11 protein-coding genes are annotated in these 16,026 nt (G+C 62.8%); 3 read left to right on the forward strand and 8 right to left on the reverse strand.

What is annotated here, in order from left to right:
* Positions 1–375: IS1595 family transposase (locus Q8Q83_RS19515; protein ID WP_305625788.1), on the forward strand; the 375-nt coding region annotated here is incomplete at its 5' end.
* A 46-nt stretch (positions 376–421) separates the two neighbouring features.
* Here Q8Q83_RS19515 and Q8Q83_RS19520 read toward each other — a convergent pair.
* The 8 genes from Q8Q83_RS19520 to pilG form a co-directional block, all read right to left on the reverse strand.
* Positions 422–892 carry a chemotaxis protein CheW gene (locus tag Q8Q83_RS19520; protein ID WP_305625789.1) on the reverse strand — a complete coding sequence of 157 codons (471 nt, stop codon included), beginning with the start codon at positions 890–892 and terminating at the stop codon, positions 422–424.
* A 31-nt stretch (positions 893–923) separates the two neighbouring features.
* Positions 924–1,943 (reverse strand): chemotaxis protein CheB, encoded by a 1,020-nt coding sequence (locus tag Q8Q83_RS19525; protein WP_305625790.1) that lies wholly within the window; start codon positions 1,941–1,943, stop codon positions 924–926.
* Positions 1,940–9,274, reverse strand: coding sequence for an Hpt domain-containing protein (locus tag Q8Q83_RS19530; RefSeq protein WP_305625791.1), 7,335 nt, complete (start codon positions 9,272–9,274; stop codon positions 1,940–1,942). Before Q8Q83_RS19530 ends, Q8Q83_RS19525 begins: the two co-directional genes overlap by 4 nt.
* A 30-nt stretch (positions 9,275–9,304) precedes the next feature.
* Positions 9,305–10,162 (reverse strand): CheR family methyltransferase, encoded by an 858-nt coding sequence (locus Q8Q83_RS19535; protein ID WP_305625792.1) that lies wholly within the window; start codon positions 10,160–10,162, stop codon positions 9,305–9,307.
* 68 nt (positions 10,163–10,230) lie between these two features.
* Positions 10,231–12,276, reverse strand: coding sequence for a methyl-accepting chemotaxis protein (locus Q8Q83_RS19540; protein ID WP_305625793.1), 2,046 nt, complete (start codon positions 12,274–12,276; stop codon positions 10,231–10,233).
* 84 nt (positions 12,277–12,360) lie between these two features.
* Complete coding sequence (locus Q8Q83_RS19545) at positions 12,361–12,897, reverse strand: chemotaxis protein CheW (protein WP_305625794.1); 537 nt, start codon at positions 12,895–12,897, stop codon at positions 12,361–12,363.
* Between the two features lie 48 nt (positions 12,898–12,945).
* Positions 12,946–13,311 (reverse strand): twitching motility response regulator PilH, encoded by a 366-nt coding sequence (pilH, locus tag Q8Q83_RS19550; protein ID WP_305625795.1) that lies wholly within the window; start codon positions 13,309–13,311, stop codon positions 12,946–12,948.
* A 48-nt stretch (positions 13,312–13,359) separates the two neighbouring features.
* The gene (gene pilG, locus Q8Q83_RS19555; protein ID WP_108094981.1) at positions 13,360–13,767 is read right to left on the reverse strand and encodes a twitching motility response regulator PilG; all 408 of its coding nucleotides are present in this window, start codon (positions 13,765–13,767) and stop codon (positions 13,360–13,362) included.
* A 238-nt stretch (positions 13,768–14,005) separates the two neighbouring features.
* Between pilG and gshB the strand changes: the two genes are divergently transcribed.
* Together gshB and Q8Q83_RS19565 are read left to right on the forward strand one after the other, a co-directional pair.
* Complete coding sequence (gshB, locus tag Q8Q83_RS19560) at positions 14,006–14,977, forward strand: glutathione synthase (protein ID WP_305625796.1); 972 nt, start codon at positions 14,006–14,008, stop codon at positions 14,975–14,977.
* A gap of 87 nt (positions 14,978–15,064) precedes the next feature.
* A complete protein-coding gene (locus Q8Q83_RS19565) occupies positions 15,065–15,961 on the forward strand; it encodes an energy transducer TonB (protein WP_305625797.1) in 897 nt (298 codons plus the stop codon).
* The last annotated feature ends 65 nt before the right edge of the window (positions 15,962–16,026 follow it).

The raw sequence follows: 16,026 nt of genomic DNA on the forward strand, positions 1-16,026 counted from the left end.
TTCAAGCTGGAGAAGTTGGATGCCGAGCATGTGCGAGCGGCTCTGCTGCCGCTGATCGACCGAGAGGCCGTGCTTTGCAGTGATGGGGCTGCGGGATATGCCAGTTTTGCCCGAGCTCAGGGCATCACCCACCATGTCGTCCACTCTCGCCCTGGCCAGCGGGTGCTCCAGGGAGCCTTCCACATCCAGAACGTTAATGCGTACCACAGCCGGTTGAAAAACTGGATGACTCGTTTTCATGGTGTCGCCACCCGCTACCTGCCGAATTATCTGGGCTGGCGGCGCATGCTTGAACGTTACCAACAGCGTATTCAGCCAGATTACTGCATCCAGGAAGCGATGGGGCGAACCATGCAACACATAATTGGGACATAGCCATAAAAAAGCCCGCAATTGCGGGCTTTCTTCTAAGTGGCGCTGCTTAGATCAAACCGGCATCCGCCAGCTTCTGCTCCAGGCCAATCAGGTCGGGGATCTTCAGCACAGTGTCGCCCAGGCTTACCGCGCCCAGCTCCAGCGGCGCCAGGCGGACATCGGCGCGGGCCAGTTCGGGGCCGACCTTGACCGAGCGGGGAATGCCTTGCACCAGCAGGGCGATAAACTTCACCGCCGGACGCCCGCCCAAGGCGTTGATCACCGCCACCCGCGCGCCCGCGCCGACCTGCGCCTGGCCATCGGACGCCGCCTCGAAAGACAGCAAGGGCAGACGCAGATCGCGCCAGCCGATCTGCCCGAGGAACCAGCTCGGCATCCCCGCGCTGAGCTGCGGCGCGCGGTAGGGAATCAGCTCGGCCACCGCCACGTTGGGCAACAGCAGGGTGCGATCGACCAACGGCAGCAACAGGCTGGTGAGGCTGTTGGCGCTCTTCTGGATGGCTACGGCTTGGCTCATAACAAGGTCCTATACGGGGCCAGGCCCCAGATTAACTGCACAGCGCGGCCAGGTGGTTGACCAAGGCCTCCGCCAGTTCCCGCGGATCACCGCTCAGGCTGCTGTAACCCGCTTCGCGCAGGCTGTCCGGCATGCTCGGGCAGGCGCAGCTGTCGCCGCGCTGGGTCCAGATCAAGCCGCCTTGACGCCGTACATAGGCGGCGGCGGCACTGCCATCGCTGCCCATACCGCTAAAGGCGATGACGCCGCACAACGCACCGAAACGCTGCGCCAGGTTGAGCATCATCTGGTCGATCGAGGGGCTGTAGGGTTCCGGCCAGCCGCGCGCGGAAATCTGCATGGCGCCCTGCTCATCGAAACCCAACTCATGGTTGATCGGCGCCACCACCACTTCACCGCAACGCACCGGATCGCCGTGCCGCGCCGGGTTGACATGCCACTGGCTATGCCGACCCACGGCTTGCGGCAAGGTCGCCTCGAAGCTGGCATCGATATGCTGGGCATAGACGAAGCCCAGCGGCAGGCCGCCCGGCAAGGCATCGAGAAAGTCTTTTACCGCGCCCGGGCCACCCATGGAGGCCGCCAGCAACCACACCTGGCGCGCCGGCTCACCGGCCACCAGCGGAGTACCGGCCAAGGCCGCCGGCAGATTCAGCCGCGACGGCCGCTGGGCTTGCGCCAGCAACGCCTCCAGGCTTGGCCCAACCGCTTGCGAGGGATCGCCGACCAGCTTCTTCAGCTTGCCGAACAGGCGCCGCTCCCAACGCGGGTAGTTCTCCGAATGGCGCTCGGGGGCATGGCCTTCGCCGAACAGCACCGGGGCCGAGGCGTTCTCCATAAGGCTGTCGACCAGCGGCGAATCCTCCGACTGCGCCAGGTCGACCAACCACAGGTCGGTCTCGCAGGCACTCAGCGTCTCTTGATCGAGGCGCGCCGGATCGCTGTTCATCACCACCTGATAGCCACTGCCAGTCAGCGCCTGCTGCAACACATGGCGCTGCAGGGAGGTGTCGGCGATCACGGCGATGCGTGCTGCAGTTTTCTCAGTCATGTGCGCTTGGCCAGTTGCTGAATGGTTTCGAGCAACAAGGACTCTTGGTAAGGCTTACCCAGGTACTCGTTGACGCCGATGCTCATCGCCCGCTCGCGGTGTTTTTCACCGGTACGCGAGGTGATCATGATGATGGGCAGATCTTTCAGACCCTCGTCGTGGCGTACCAGGGTCGCCACCTCGAAGCCGTCCATGCGGGGCATTTCGATGTCCAGCAACATGATGTCGGGGCGCCGCTCCTGCAGCTGGGAGATGGCGTCGACCCCGTCCTTGGCGGTCATCACGTTCATGCCGTTACGCTCGAGCAGGCGGCTGGTGACCTTGCGCACCGTGACCGAGTCGTCGACCACCATCACCAGGGTCGGCCGATCCGCTTCAATCTCGGCGGCGGTCGCGACCGACTTGAGCTGGCGCGGCTGCAACTGGCTGAGCAAGTGCGCATGCAGCACGCGGATGGTCGCCAGCAGATCGAGAATCACCACCACGCGACCGTCGCCGAGGATGGTCGCCCCGGAAATCCCGTGCACCCCGGCGAACTGCGGACCCAGGCTCTTCACCACGATCTCGCGCGAACCGGCCAGGGAATCGACCTGCACCGCCACCGCGTGCTCCTTGGAGCGCACCAGGATCACCGGTAGCGGCAGGCTCTGGCCGACCAGCTTGGGCTGCTGGCCGTTGTTCAGCAGGTCGCCCAGGTAGCGCAGCTCGTAGGCCTGACCGGCGTACTCGAAGCGCGGCGCGTCGGGGGCGTAATAGGCTTCCAGCTCGTAGGGCGAAACCCGCACTATGCCTTCGATGGTGTTCAACGGAATGGCGTAGAGATCTTCGCCGGACAACACCATCAGCGCCCGGTTGACCGATACGGTAAAGGGCAGACGGATGGTGAAGGTGGTGCCGGTGCCGGGCAGCGACTCGATGCTCATGGAGCCGCCGAGCTGTTTGACCTCGGAGTGAACCACGTCCATGCCGACGCCACGCCCGGAAATCTGCGTGACCTTCTCGGCGGTGGAGAAGCCCGCTTCGAGGATAAATTGCAGCACCTCGTAGTCGCTCAGGTCCGAGTCGGTATCCATCAGTCCGCGCTCGATGGCCTTGCGCCTGACCGCATCCAGGCGGATGCCGCCACCGTCATCGGCCAGGGTCAGGACTATGTCGCCGCCCTCGCGGCCCAGGCCCAGGCGAATGTTGCCCTGCTCCGGCTTGCCGGCGGCGCGGCGCACCGCGGCGGCCTCGATACCATGGTCGACGGCGTTGCGCAGCATATGCTCCAGCGGCGCGACTATGCGTTCCAGCACGGTGCGGTCCATTTCGCCTTCGGCATTGCCGACGTGAAACTCCACCTGCTTGCCCAGTTCGCCGGAAATCTGCCGGACGATGCGGCGCAGACGCGGCACCAGCCGGTCGAAGGGCACCATGCGGGTACGCATCAGGCCTTCCTGCAGCTCGGAGTTGACCCGCGCCTGTTGCAGCAGCAGGGTTTCCGCGTCGCGGTTACGCGCCGCCAGGGTTTCCTTCAGGTCGAGCAAGTCGGAGGCCGACTCGAACAGCGCCCGGGACAGCTGCTGCAGCTGCGAGTGGCGGTCCATCTCCAGCGGGTCGAAGTCTTCGTAACCCACGCGCTCGGCTTCGGCCTGGATGCGGCTGAGGATCTGCGCCTGGGTTTCGGTATCGAGGCGGCGCAATTGGTCGCGCACGCGGTCGATGGTGGCTTCCATTTCGCTCAGGGTGAATCCGAAGTCGCTGACCTGCTGTTCGACCCGACCGCGGAAAATCGAGGTCTCACCAGCCAGGTTGACCAGGCCTTCGAGCAGCTCGGCAGGCACCTTGACCAGTTCCTGCGGCGCGCGGCGGGACGCGGCCTCCTGGGCGGCCTCTTGGGCACGGCGGACAAAGGGCAGGACCTTGGCCACCAGCTCCTGGGCCGGCTTGACGCTGGCCGCCACAATAGGCGAGCTCAACTCAGGCGCCCGCACAGCCGGCTGAGGCTGGCTGGCGGCGCTGCTGACCGGGTTGGCCGCATCGGCCGCGAGGCTGTCGTGCAAACGTTGGCGCAGGCCATCGAGTTCCAGCTGCAAGCCTTCGAAGCCCGACTGCACGTCGAGGAACAGGCTCTGCGGCCAAGGCGCGCCCTGGCTCTGGGCTTCGGTCAGGTGCTGCTCGAGGTTATGGGTCAGATCGCCCAGGCGCTTCTGTCCGGCCAACCGCGCACCGCCCTTGAGGGTATGCAGAATGCGCAGCATGTCATCGATGGCGGCGCCGTCTTCGCGGTCGGCTTCCCAACGACCGATGGCGACCTCCATGGCCTCCAACAGGTCGTCACCTTCTTCCAGAAAGATATCGAGAATGTCCTCCTCGGCATCGTCGTCCTGTTCTGCCTCGGCGGCCTTGAGCTGCACCGCAGAGGGCATGCTCAGCTGCTCATCCGGATTGGCGCGGAAGCCTTTGATGGTGTCGATCAGCGCCGTACCACTGGGCACGGCACGATTGCCACGCACCGCCTCGAGCATGCCCGCCAGGCTGTCGTGGCAGCTCTGCAACAGGCTGAACAGCACCGGGCTGGCGCGCAGGCGGCCGTCGCCCAGGCCCTCGTAGAGGAACTCCAGTTCGTGGGCCAGATCACCGATCTCGCGGATCTCGGCCATCCGCGCACCGCCCTTGAGGGTGTGCAGATCGCGTTGCAGGGACTCCAGCTCGAGGCTGTTATTCACGTCCTCCATCCAGCGCTGCAAGGCCGCGCCGGCGCTGTCGATAATGTCGAAACCTTCTTCGAGGAAGATCTCCACCAGCTCGGGATCGCGCTCATCGACAACCGCAGGGGCTGACGGAGCCGGCAGATCGACCGGGACGGGCTCAGGCGCCAACTCCAGCGATTGCTCGATCTCATCCTCAAGCGGCATATCCAGTTCGGCCGCGAGGGCGGACTGCACATCCAGCAGTTCCAGCGACTCATCCAGCGGGTTCGACTCGGGCTCCTCGTCGACCTGCAGCAAGGGCAGCTCGGCTTCGTCGCTCTCGAGTGGCTCAATCGGCGCGGCTTCGGCTTCGGCTTCGGCTTCGGCTTCGGCTTCGGCTTCGGCTTCGGCTTCGGCTTCGGCTTCGGCTTCGGCTTCGGCTTCGGCTTCGGGATCAGTCTCAAGCGGGGCCAAGGCTGCCGGCAAGCTCTGCCCACCGCTTTGGCGGAAACTGCGAATTGCCTCGATCAGTTCAAGCGGTTGCTGCATCTTGGCGCGTGTCTGTAACTGTTCCAGCAGCTGCGCCAGGCAATCGTGGCTCTGTTGCAACAGGCTGCCCAGTTCCGCGGAAAAGCTATAACGGCGATCCACCAGGCCTTCGTACAAGGACTCCAGCTCATGGGCGAGATCGCCGATAGGGCGAATCTCGGCCATGCGTGCGCCGCCTTTGAGGGTGTGCAGATCGCGCTGCAAGGATGAAAGCGCGGCTTTGTTGGTGCTGTCGGCCAGCCAGCGCTCCAGGGCCTGGCCGGCGCTTTCCAGAATATCGACGGCCTCTTCGAGGAAGATCGACACCATTTCCTCATCCAGCGCCTCATAGCTACTGCCTGCGGCTTCCGTCAGCTCCAGGCTTTCCACAGCTGGCAGTTCTGGCTCTGGCTCTGGCTCTGCGGCAAGTTCGGCGAAATCTTGGTTGGCGTCTAAGTCGGCGAGTTGCGCCTGTTCCAGCGCGACAGTGGCGGCATCCAGCTCGACAATCTGCATGCCCTCGACGCCAGCATTGGACAAGAGCGCCAAGGTGCTCGGGTCCAGCGCTTCTTCGAGCAGGGCGCGCAGGGCTTTCACCAGCTCCGGACGGGCGCTGACCTGCAAGCCGGCCGCCACCTGATCCATCATGCCGATCAGGCCTTCGTGGGCCTGTTCGGCCACGCTGAAGAACCGCTCGCTGACCGCCAGGCGGCCCTCTTCCACCGCGCCATAGAGATCGAGCAAGGCTTCGCAGAGCACTTCGATCTGCGGCAGCTCGGCCATGTCCGCGCCGCGGCCCAGGGTAGTCAATTCATCCAGTAAGGCACTCAGCTCCTGACGCTCGGAGGGGTGGGCATGCCAACGCCGCAGCAGGTCTTCGGCATCCAGCAGGATGTCCATGCCTTCGGCGAGGAAGATGCTGATCATCTGCGGATCGCGCTTTTCGCCCTGCTCGCCTTGGCGACTGGCGGCCGCGCTGTCCAGGCGCTCGTCGTGCAGCTTCTGCACCCGCTCGAGGAATTCGGCAGCACCCGGCAAAACTGCCAATGGCTGGCTTTCCAACTGCTCCAGACCCAACCGGAAGAATTTCTCGGCACTGCTCAAGAGTTCGGCTTCGGCCAGATCCATGGGGATCAGGTTGCCTTTGAATTCCTTGACCAGCTTTTCCAGCGGCGAGGCGATCTCGGCCACCGGCACTATGCCGGCCATATACGCACTACCCTTGAGGGTATGCAGGGCCCGCTGCAGGTCATCCGTCACCGGCTGCGGCAGTTCCTGGGCGCAGTCGGCGAGGAAGCCGACCAGGGTATCGAGGTGCATTTCCGCTTCATTGCGGAAGATTTCCAATAACTGCGGGTCGAGCCCTTCCACTTCGTCCTGTACAGCTTCGGCAGCTACCACTTCGCCCTCGGGCTCGGCTACCTGCGCAACCGGGGCGTCAGTTTTTGGGCGACTCTGCCCCTTGGCCAAGGCGTGGGCAGTGGCGGCCAGCTGGTCGACATCATCGCGCTGGCGCTGGGCCTTGCTGGCGAACTCATCGACCAAGGCAGGCATCAGGGCGACCACCTCGCCGATCACCTGCTGCGCCTCGGCGTCGGGCTTGATGCTGCGATCCAGCACGCGATTGAGCAGGTTCTCGATCGCCCAACCCAGCTCGCCTATCACCAAGGCCCGCACCATGCGACCACTGCCCTTGAGGGTGTGGAAGGCACGGCGGATTTCCGTCAGGGCCTCCTTGTTCTCGCTATCGGCGCACCACTGCGGGAAATACTCGGCAATGGTTTCCAGCACCTCACCGACTTCTTCGATAAAGACTTCCATCAGCTCTTCATCGACCGGTTCTTCATCCGCCGGTGGCGGCAGCAGGCTCGGCGGCACATCGTGAGCCGGCGGATTGATCGCCTGCACCGGCGCGGCCATCACATCGGCCATCGACAGCGCAGGTTCCGGCGGCTCGACGCTCGGCGGGGCGCTGGGCAACTCGACCTCAGGCAGCTCCAGGGCAGCCAGTTCGGCGGCATCCCAGTCGGCCGGGTTATCGTTGGCATCGAAGTCCAGGGCGTCGAACTGCAGCTCTTCGCCGCTCAATAGCGGTTCGGGCTCGGCCTGCACCTCGGCCAGCGGCAGGGAGTCGAACTCCAGCGGCGCCTCGTCGAAGTCGAGCGGCTCCAGATCAGTTTCGGCTGTTGCGCCAGGCAACTCGGCTTCAGGCTGCTCCAGGCTGGTGGAATCCAGCTCGGCGAATTCCGCGCTGAAATCGTCGCTCAGCTCCAGGCTCAAGGCTTCCGCGGGTTCATCCGCGCCTGCCACCGGCAGTTCTGCGGGCAGTTCCAGCTCAGGCTCAGGTTCTGGCTCGGCGGCGAGCACTTCCATATCGTCCAGCGGGTCGGCCAGCGGCGCGAAGGACTCCACGGCGGGTTCGACACGATCGAGGATCGAGGGCTTCTCTTTCAGTGGATAGCCCAGGCTTTCCAGGCTTTCTTCGGCCACATCGAGAATCAGGTCGCCCTGGGTGGCGTGGTCTTCGGACAGGCGTTCGAGGTAATACTCGACGCTGGTGATGGCATCGGCCAGGGTGTCGAGGTTCTGCCAGTTGGGCACGGCCTTGCGCGCCAACAACTGTTCCTGGATATAGCGGTTGCAGGCATTAAGCAGATCGGCCGCGCGCTGCAGCGGGATCATCGCCAGGCCGCCGCGCACCTGGGTCAGCAGCTCAGGCACGCGCGCCAGGTGCTCGTGGTTCCACTGCGAGGCGATAAATTCGATGATGGCGTCTTTGGCCTGCTCCAGGCCGTTGCGCGCCTCCTTGATCACCAACTGGTGAATCTGCGCCACGTCGGTGGTGGGCAGATGGCTTTCTTCGCGGCCAGCGTCTTGCGTGGGCCCAACCATGCCGGCCAGGGTCGCCTCGACATACAGCAAGGCGCCGGCGACATCCATCAACACCGCATCGCTCGGCTCGCCCTGGCCCTTGGCCAGGCTGTTGATGACTTCGAGTTGATCGGCGATCACCTTGCGCGGCTGACCGAAGCCCAGCACGGCCAGGGTATCGGCGATCTGCTTGAGCGGTGCGCCGAGGGCATCCAGGTCGGCGACGTTGGAGCGGTCACTGCGCACAAACAGATCGAGGCTGTCCTTGACCCGTACCAGTTCTTCACACAGGGCCGCCACCACCGAGCGCATGGCATCGCGGTCGGGGCCGGCCAGGCGGGCGCGCTCTTCATCGACCACCTCGTTATCGGGCAGGGCGTCGTCGAGGCGGTATTGATCTTTGAGGCTGCGCAGCCGAGGCGATTCAGCCGAGGCCTTGGCCACATAGAACAGCAGGTTCTTGCTCAGCTCATCGGGGGCGGCCCGGTTGAAGCCATCGGCGCCCTGCTCGAGCAGACGCTTGAGTTCTTTGTCGACCTGGCGCAGCAGGGTGCGCACCGAGGTGCCATTGCTCACGCTGGCGTTGGCCAGACCTTCGACCAGACCCGAGGCGATCTGCCACAGCGGGCCGAGCGGCGAGTCCTTGCAGAGGTTTTCCAGGCGGGCGAACACCCGCGCCATATAGCCCAGGTTGGTCGGCAGATCCTGGTTGCGGATCACTCCGACCAGGGCCATTTGCAGCATCTGCCGCAGCTTGCGCAGCAACACCGGCAGCTCGGCGGTGCGCAGTTTGGCGATGGAATCCTGGGACAGGGCCGGGGTACGCCCGGACATATCGGGGGTGAACAGGCTGGTTTCCGACAGCAGCTTCTCGCCACGGGCCGCGCGCAGGTCGTTGAGCAGCGGCAACACCACCATCGGCAGGTCGCGGCGGGCGGTCTGAATCCGGTCGAGGTACACCGGCAATTGCAGGATCGCCTGCATCAGCACTTCCAGGGCTTCGCCCTGGTTGGTCACCCGGCCGTCGATCAGCGCCTGGGTCAGCTGCTCCATTTCCTCGGCCAGCAGCGCCGCGCCGAAGAACTCGACCATCTGCAAGGTGCCCAGCACCTGATGCACATAGGTTTGGCAGAAACGCATGCGGGTAGCGTCCTGGGGGTTCTCGACGAACGCCTCCAGCGCCTGACGTGCCTGTTTCAGGGTTTCCGCGATCTCGCCCTTGACCCACTCCAGGGCGACATAATCGTGCCGATCACCCATAGCCACTCCACTCATAAACTTGGCTCTGCCTTATCCCTTGCGGGTAAACGCCAGCACTCGCTCGTCGGCCACCGGGATCAACTCCGGATGCTGCCAACCCGCCACCTCGCCCACTCCCACCACCAGCAGACCACCCGGTGCCAGGCGCTCGGCCAGGCGGTTGAGGATCTCGCGGCGACGCCAGCGACGAAAATAGATCAGCAAGTTCTGACAAAAAATGACGTCCATGCCGGACATTGGCGCCTTCGCCAGCTCCAGCACATTGAGCCTGGCGCAACACATGCGCGCGGCCAAACTCGGCACCACCTTGAAACGCCCATCCTCCTGCGCCAGGAAATAACGCTGACACAGGTCTGCATCCATCTGCTCCAGCCGACGAGCGCCGTACTGGCCATCGCGCGCCTTGCTCAGGGCGTTGAGGCTGATATCGGTACCGGTCACCGCAAAGTGTTCGGGTTTATCGGTGTCGCGCAGCACCTCGGCGGCACTGATCGCCATCGAATAGGGCTCTTCGCCGCTGGAGCAACCCACGCTCCACATTTCCCAAGGCTTGCCCAAACCCTGCTGCAGACGCTCAGCCAGATAGCGCTCGAGCACCTCGAAAGACGGACGATGACGAAAAAAACGGGTTTCCTGCACGGTCAGCCGATCCAGCAGGGTCGACCACTCCACCGCACCCCGCGGGCCAGCAGTGACCTGGCGGTAGTAGGTGGCGTAATCGGCCACCCCCAACTCGCGCATCCGCGCCGTCAGATTGGTCTGCAGAAACGCCCGACGGCGCTCGTTGAGCACGACCCCGGTACGCTCCTCCAGCAACACCTGCCACTCACGAAACTCCGTGGCGGACATGTCGACCAGTTGCTGCAAGGCCCAGACGCCTGACTGCATTTCGTGCACCTCGCTGCGCCTCGCGGCAGGCCTGCGCGCGCCCGTTCAGGCGCACGCAGGCCGCTGACTTAGGCCTGTTCCCCACCCGGCAAGGTAAAGCCGGACACCGACTTACGCATCTCGCTGGCCATCTTGGCCAGGTTACCAATGCTCTTGGCGGTAGCCGTGGTACCGGACGAGGTTTGCGAAGTGATCTCCTGGATCACGTTCATGGTGTTGGAAATATGACCGGCCGAAGAGGCCTGCTGACGAGCGGCGTTGGAGATGTTCTGGATCAAGGCCGCGAGGGTCTTGGATACCTTCTCGATCTCTTCCAGGGCCACCCCGGCGTCCTGCGCCAGACGGGCACCGCGGACCACTTCGGAAGTGGTCTGCTCCATGGAGATAACTGCTTCGTTGGTGTCGGTCTGAATGGTCTTAACCAGCGCTTCGATCTGCTTGGTGGCCGCCGAGGAACGTTCCGCGAGGCGCTGTACCTCGTCCGCTACCACGGCGAAGCCGCGACCCGCGTCACCGGCCATGGAGGCCTGGATCGCGGCGTTCAGAGCGAGGATGTTGGTCTGGTCGGCAATGTCGTTAATCAGGCTAACGATGTCACCGATCTCCTGGGACGATTCACCGAGGCGCTTGATCCGCTTCGAGGTGTCCTGGATCTGCTCACGGATGTTATCCATGCCGGTGATGGTGTTGTGCACCACCTCGTTACCCTTGTTGGCGATGGCCACGGAACGTTCCGCTACCGCGGAGGACTCCGAGGCGTTCGCCGATACCTGGTCAATCGACACGGCCATTTCGTTGATCGCCGCCGATGCCCCGGCAATTTCCTGGGCCTGGTGCTCGGAAGCCTCGGCCAGGTGCATCGCCGTGGCCTGGGTTTCCTGGGCCGCACCGGCTACCTGAACGGCGGTCAGGTTGATGGTGGCTACCAGGTCGCGCAACTGGTCGATGGAATAGTTGATGGAGTCGGCGATGGCACCGGTGAAGTCTTCGGTTACCGTCGCGGCCACGGTCAAGTCACCGTCGGCGAGGTCGGCGATTTCGTCGAGCAGGCGCAGAATCGCCGCCTGGTTACGTTCGTTCTTCTCGGCGGTTTCACCCAGGCGGCGGTTGGTTTCCCGCACCATGACCAGACCAATCAGGATGATCGAGGCGAGCGCCAATACACCCAGCACATAGCCGAACAGGGTGTTGAGGGCACGGCCTTCGGCCTGATCTTCGAAGCCATGAGCCAGCTCTGAGGCTTTATCCAGCAGGGTTTGCGAAACGCTGAAGATCACGTTGGCCGATTCGCGCACCTGGAACAGCTCAGGTGAAGTTTCGAGGATTTCATCCACCGAACCGGAAACGAATTCGAACAGCTCGGAAATTTCCGCCAGACGCTCGAGCGCTTCGGCGTCGCTGACCTTGGAAATCTCCATGGCCGCGTTGCCTTCCAGCATGGCATTGAGTACGCGGCCGAACAGGCTGGCATCGCGACCGAACATGTCGGCGGCCTGCACCGAGTCCTGGTCACCGGCCAGTACCTTGTTCACCGAGCCGAGGATACGTTCGGCCAGCAGCGATTGGCGCTGGGCCACCGACACCTGGGCCGCCGGCGCACCGCTTTCCAGCAGGATGTCGACCACTTCTTCGTACTCGACCTGCAGCTGCGGAATGGTTTCCGCCAGGGTCGCGGCTACCTGGTGCAGCGACAGTACGGTTTGTTCGTTGGCCAGAATGGCGTCGGTATTCTGCCGTAGCGTGTCCCAGTCCTGCTGCACCGCGGCCATCTGCGGCTGCAGCGACTCAGGTGCCGACGGCAAACCACTTTCCTCGCTGCCATCGGTCAGGAAGCCCCAACGGGTCTGGAAGTCGTTGCGCGCATCGCGCAACAGGGCGAACGCCTCAGCCGTACCGGCTGCGGCTTCCGTGGAGTTTTTCGCAATACGCTGGGATAGAACACGCAGCTCACCGGAGTGGCTGATGTATTCGGTGTCGTAGTTGGACTGGGTGTTGAGATAGGCGAAGTTGGCAAACAACAACACGATGGAGACGATCAGGACGATAAACAGCCCCGCGATCAATGTGCTGCTGCGCGTACCCGCTAACAAATTGCCTGTGTTTAGTTTTTTCATTTACTGGCCCCCGCCTGGACCGACCGCACTACGGTTCCCATGTAACGCCAAAAGGCCGACAAAGCCGACCCCACCGAAAAGCTGTTAATACGCCACGTCGAGAAAACCCTGGTTCTGGGCCAGCGCGTGTGGGCTGAACACCAACCAGGGCTGTTCACGTTGAAAGACTCCATGGATAAAGGGCGCGATGGCCGCTTCGAGCGGCGGCAGCCGCTCGGTGAAAGTGTCCACCGGAAAATGCTGCATACCAAAGACTTCATCGACCGTCAGGCCGGCAAAGACTTCCTGATGGTCGACCACCAGGACCCGCCGCTTCTTGCGCAGCGGCGACAGTTCGTGGCCGAAGAAGCCACACAGATCCATTACCGGCAGCAGGCGGCCACGCACGTTGGCCACCCCCTTGACCCAGTTCTTGACCCCGGGCAACAGGGTGTAACGCGGTTCGTGCAGAACCTCGCCCACCTCGCCCATGGGCGCGACGAAGAATCGCTCGCCCATGCGAAAGCCGATACCGCTCCAGGTCTGCACCAGCGCCTGCTGCGATGGCAGCCCGGCAGCCAGTGCTCGACACAGCTGATCGATATCGAGAAGGGTTTGAAAAGGTGTTTGCGCGTCCGGCATGCCCACTGCGGCCTTATTCTTATTTAATTGCGGACTGACACGGCGTTTTTAGCCCGCCAATACCGCATTCAGGGTTTTCACCAGCGTCTCTTCATCGACCGGCTTGGTCAGGTAATCCTTCGCACCCTGGCGCTTACCCCAGACCTTGTCGGTTTCCTGATCCTTGGTGGTGACTATGATCACCGGGATATGGCTGGTCTCAGCGTCTTTGGTCAATTGACGGGTCGCCTGGAAGCCATTGAGGCCCGGCATGACGATGTCCATCAATACCGCATCCGGTTTTTCCTGGCGGGCCAGCGCCACGCCGTCAGCCCCGTTTTCCGCCTTGAGCACCTGATGACCATGCTTTTCCAGCATGGCAGTCAGTTTGTACATCTCAGTCGGCGAGTCATCAACAATCAGAATTCGAGCCATGGTGTTTCCCAATACTTTAAAAGGCGTCTAAGGCGATGCCGCCAGACGTCAGGAGGCTTGTTCCACCGGGGTGAAGTCCGGCACGTGGGCCTTGATGGCACCGAGCAACTCTTCTTTGCTGAAGGGTTTGGTCAGGTACTGATCCGAGCCGACGATGCGACCTTTGGCTTTATCGAACAGACCGTCCTTGGAGGACAGCATGATCACCGGGGTGGATTTGAAAGCACTGTTGTTCTTGATCAAGGCGCAGGTCTGATAGCCATCGAGCCGCGGCATCATGATGTCGACAAAAATGATGTTCGGATGGGTATCGGCGATCTTTGCCAAGGCATCGAAGCCGTCAACTGCGGTAATTACCTCGCAGCCCACCTTTTTCAGCAGGGTTTCCGCGGTACGACGAATCGTTTTCGAGTCGTCGATCACCATCACCCTCAAACCCTCGGAATGCTGTTCCATGATTGCCCTACCATCGCCTCGGTGAGTCGTTATTTTGCGTTATATCGTGCGCCTGAGGCCCTGTCACCGATGGGCTACAAGCCAATCGTCGGGCCTTTTTAGCACAGTCTCCTGACGCAATCTATAAGCCGTGCAAGCCAAGGTTTTTCCTTGACCGCCCGTTTCGTCAGCGCCACCCTGGCAACAATTGCAACTTCCCGTCTTCTTCAGCTCACACCTTATTTTCCGGAGATACACCATGAGCATACGCCTTGGCATAGTCATGGACCCCATCCAGCAGATCGACTTCAAGAAGGACAGCTCGCTGGCTATGCTCCTGGCTGCCCAAGCGCGCGGCTGGTCACTCTTCTATATGGAACAGAAGGATCTTTACCAGAAACAAGGTGAAGCGCGCGCCCGTCTTGCACAGCTTAGTGTATTCAACGACCCACAGCGCTGGTTCGAGCTGGGCGAAGAGCAAGATATGCCCCTGAGCGAACTCGACGTGATCCTGATGCGCAAGGATCCGCCCTTCGACAATGAGTTCGTCTACTCCACTTATCTGCTGGAACAAGCCGAACAGGCTGGCGTGTTGATAGTCAACCGCCCACAGAGCCTGCGCGACTGCAATGAAAAGTACTTTGCCACCCAGTTCAGTCAATACACCCCGCCGACCCTGGTCAGCCGTCGGGCCGACATTCTGCGCGAGTTTGCCAAAGAGCAGCGTGACATCATTCTCAAACCCCTCGATGGCATGGGCGGCTCGCTGATATTTCGCCACCGCGAAGGCGACCCCAACCTCTCGGTGATCCTCGAGACCCTGACCAACCACGGCCAGCAACAGATCATGGCCCAGGGTTACCTGCCGGGGATCAAGGACGGCGACAAGCGCATCCTGATGATCGATGGCGAACCCATCCCCTACTGCCTGGCACGCATCCCCGCCACCGGCGAGACCCGCGGCAACCTGGCCGCCGGCGGTCGTGGCGAAGCCAGGCCCCTGAGCGAGCGTGATCGCGAAATCGCCGCCGCCGTAGGCCCGACCCTGCGCGAGAAAGGCCTGCTGTTCGTCGGTCTGGATGTGATAGGCGAGCACCTGACCGAGATCAATGTCACCAGCCCGACCTGCATCCGCCAGATAGACGCGGCCTACGACACCCGTATCGGCGAGCGCCTGATGGACGCCATCGCAGGCAAGCTACAAGCCGCAAGCGGCAAGTCGAAAGCTTGAAGCAGGTGGCAGCTTGAAGCTTGTAACTTGCAGCTTGCCACTCCAAACCGTCAGACTGCGCGGCAACCTGAGCAGACCCGTAACGCGATGAACGCAGCCGCCCACCCTCCTGAACTGTCCAGTGCCAGCGTACGCCCGGCGGATCGGCTGGGCTTTACCCTGTTCCTCGCGGCCGTCCTGCATGCAGCGCTGATCCTCGGCCTGGGCTTCACCCTGGCCGAGCCGAGCCAGATCAGCAAAACCCTGGAAATCACCCTGTCGACCTTCAAGAGCGAGAAGAAACCCAAAGAGGCCGATTTCCTCGCCCAGGACAACCAGCAAGGCAGCGGTACCCTGGAACACAAAGCCGCGCCCAAGACCACCGAACAGGCGCTGTTTCAGGACACCCAGGTCAAACGCATCACTCCGCCCGCCGCGCCGCAGCAGCCGGCGACTCGCCAGCAAGCGCCGAAAGCGGCGGTCGCCACCCGCGCCCCGCAGCCGCAGAAGACCGCAGTCAAGCGCGAGGAAGCCAAACCCACGGCGCAAACGCGCCCCGCGCCGGTGTTCGACAGCACCCAACTGTCCTCGGAAATCGCCAGTCTGGAAGCTGAACTGGCACAGGATATTCAGGCATATGCCAAGCGGCCGAAGATCCATCGCCTGAATGCCGCCTCGACCATGCGCGACAAGGGCGCCTGGTATAAGGATGAATGGCGTAAAAAGGTCGAGCGCATCGGCAACCTCAATTACCCGGACGAGGCCCGCCGCCAAGGCGTCTATGGCAGCCTGCGCCTGCTGGTGTCGATCAACCGCGACGGCACCCTGTATGAGGTGCAAGTACTGGAGTCCTCGGGACAGAAAGTGCTGGACCAAGGCGCCCTGCGCATCGTGCGCCTGGCTGCGCCCTTCACCCCCTTTACCGGCGATCTGAGCGATATCGATCGCCTGGAAATCATCCGCACCTGGCGCTTCGAGCGCGGCGACCGACTTTCCAGCAACTGATCCATTTGGGTTTTTTCCCATAGCGACAAGCGTGACGCTTGAAGCTACCCGCGCGAAGCCTGAAA

The organism is Pseudomonas sp., assembly GCF_030696055.1.
Taxonomy (GTDB): Bacteria; Pseudomonadota; Gammaproteobacteria; order Pseudomonadales; family Pseudomonadaceae; genus Aquipseudomonas.

Bases quoted from the DNA above. Each gene is read 5' to 3' on its own strand.
- Q8Q83_RS19540 (WP_305625793.1), bottom strand. From the start codon at position 12,276: ATGAAAAAACTAAACACAGGCAATTTGTTAGCGGGTACGCGCAGCAGC.
- Q8Q83_RS19545 (WP_305625794.1), bottom strand. From the start codon at position 12,897: ATGCCGGACGCGCAAACACCTTTTCAAACCCTTCTCGATATCGATCAG.
- Q8Q83_RS19565 (WP_305625797.1), top strand. From the start codon at position 15,065: ATGAACGCAGCCGCCCACCCTCCTGAACTGTCCAGTGCCAGCGTACGC.
- Q8Q83_RS19525 (WP_305625790.1), bottom strand. From the start codon at position 1,943: ATGACTGAGAAAACTGCAGCACGCATCGCCGTGATCGCCGACACCTCC.
- Q8Q83_RS19530 (WP_305625791.1), bottom strand. From the start codon at position 9,274: ATGGGTGATCGGCACGATTATGTCGCCCTGGAGTGGGTCAAGGGCGAG.
- pilH (WP_305625795.1), bottom strand. From the start codon at position 13,311: ATGGCTCGAATTCTGATTGTTGATGACTCGCCGACTGAGATGTACAAA.
- Q8Q83_RS19535 (WP_305625792.1), bottom strand. From the start codon at position 10,162: ATGCAGTCAGGCGTCTGGGCCTTGCAGCAACTGGTCGACATGTCCGCC.
- Q8Q83_RS19520 (WP_305625789.1), bottom strand. From the start codon at position 892: ATGAGCCAAGCCGTAGCCATCCAGAAGAGCGCCAACAGCCTCACCAGC.
- gshB (WP_305625796.1), top strand. From the start codon at position 14,006: ATGAGCATACGCCTTGGCATAGTCATGGACCCCATCCAGCAGATCGAC.
- pilG (WP_108094981.1), bottom strand. From the start codon at position 13,767: ATGGAACAGCATTCCGAGGGTTTGAGGGTGATGGTGATCGACGACTCG.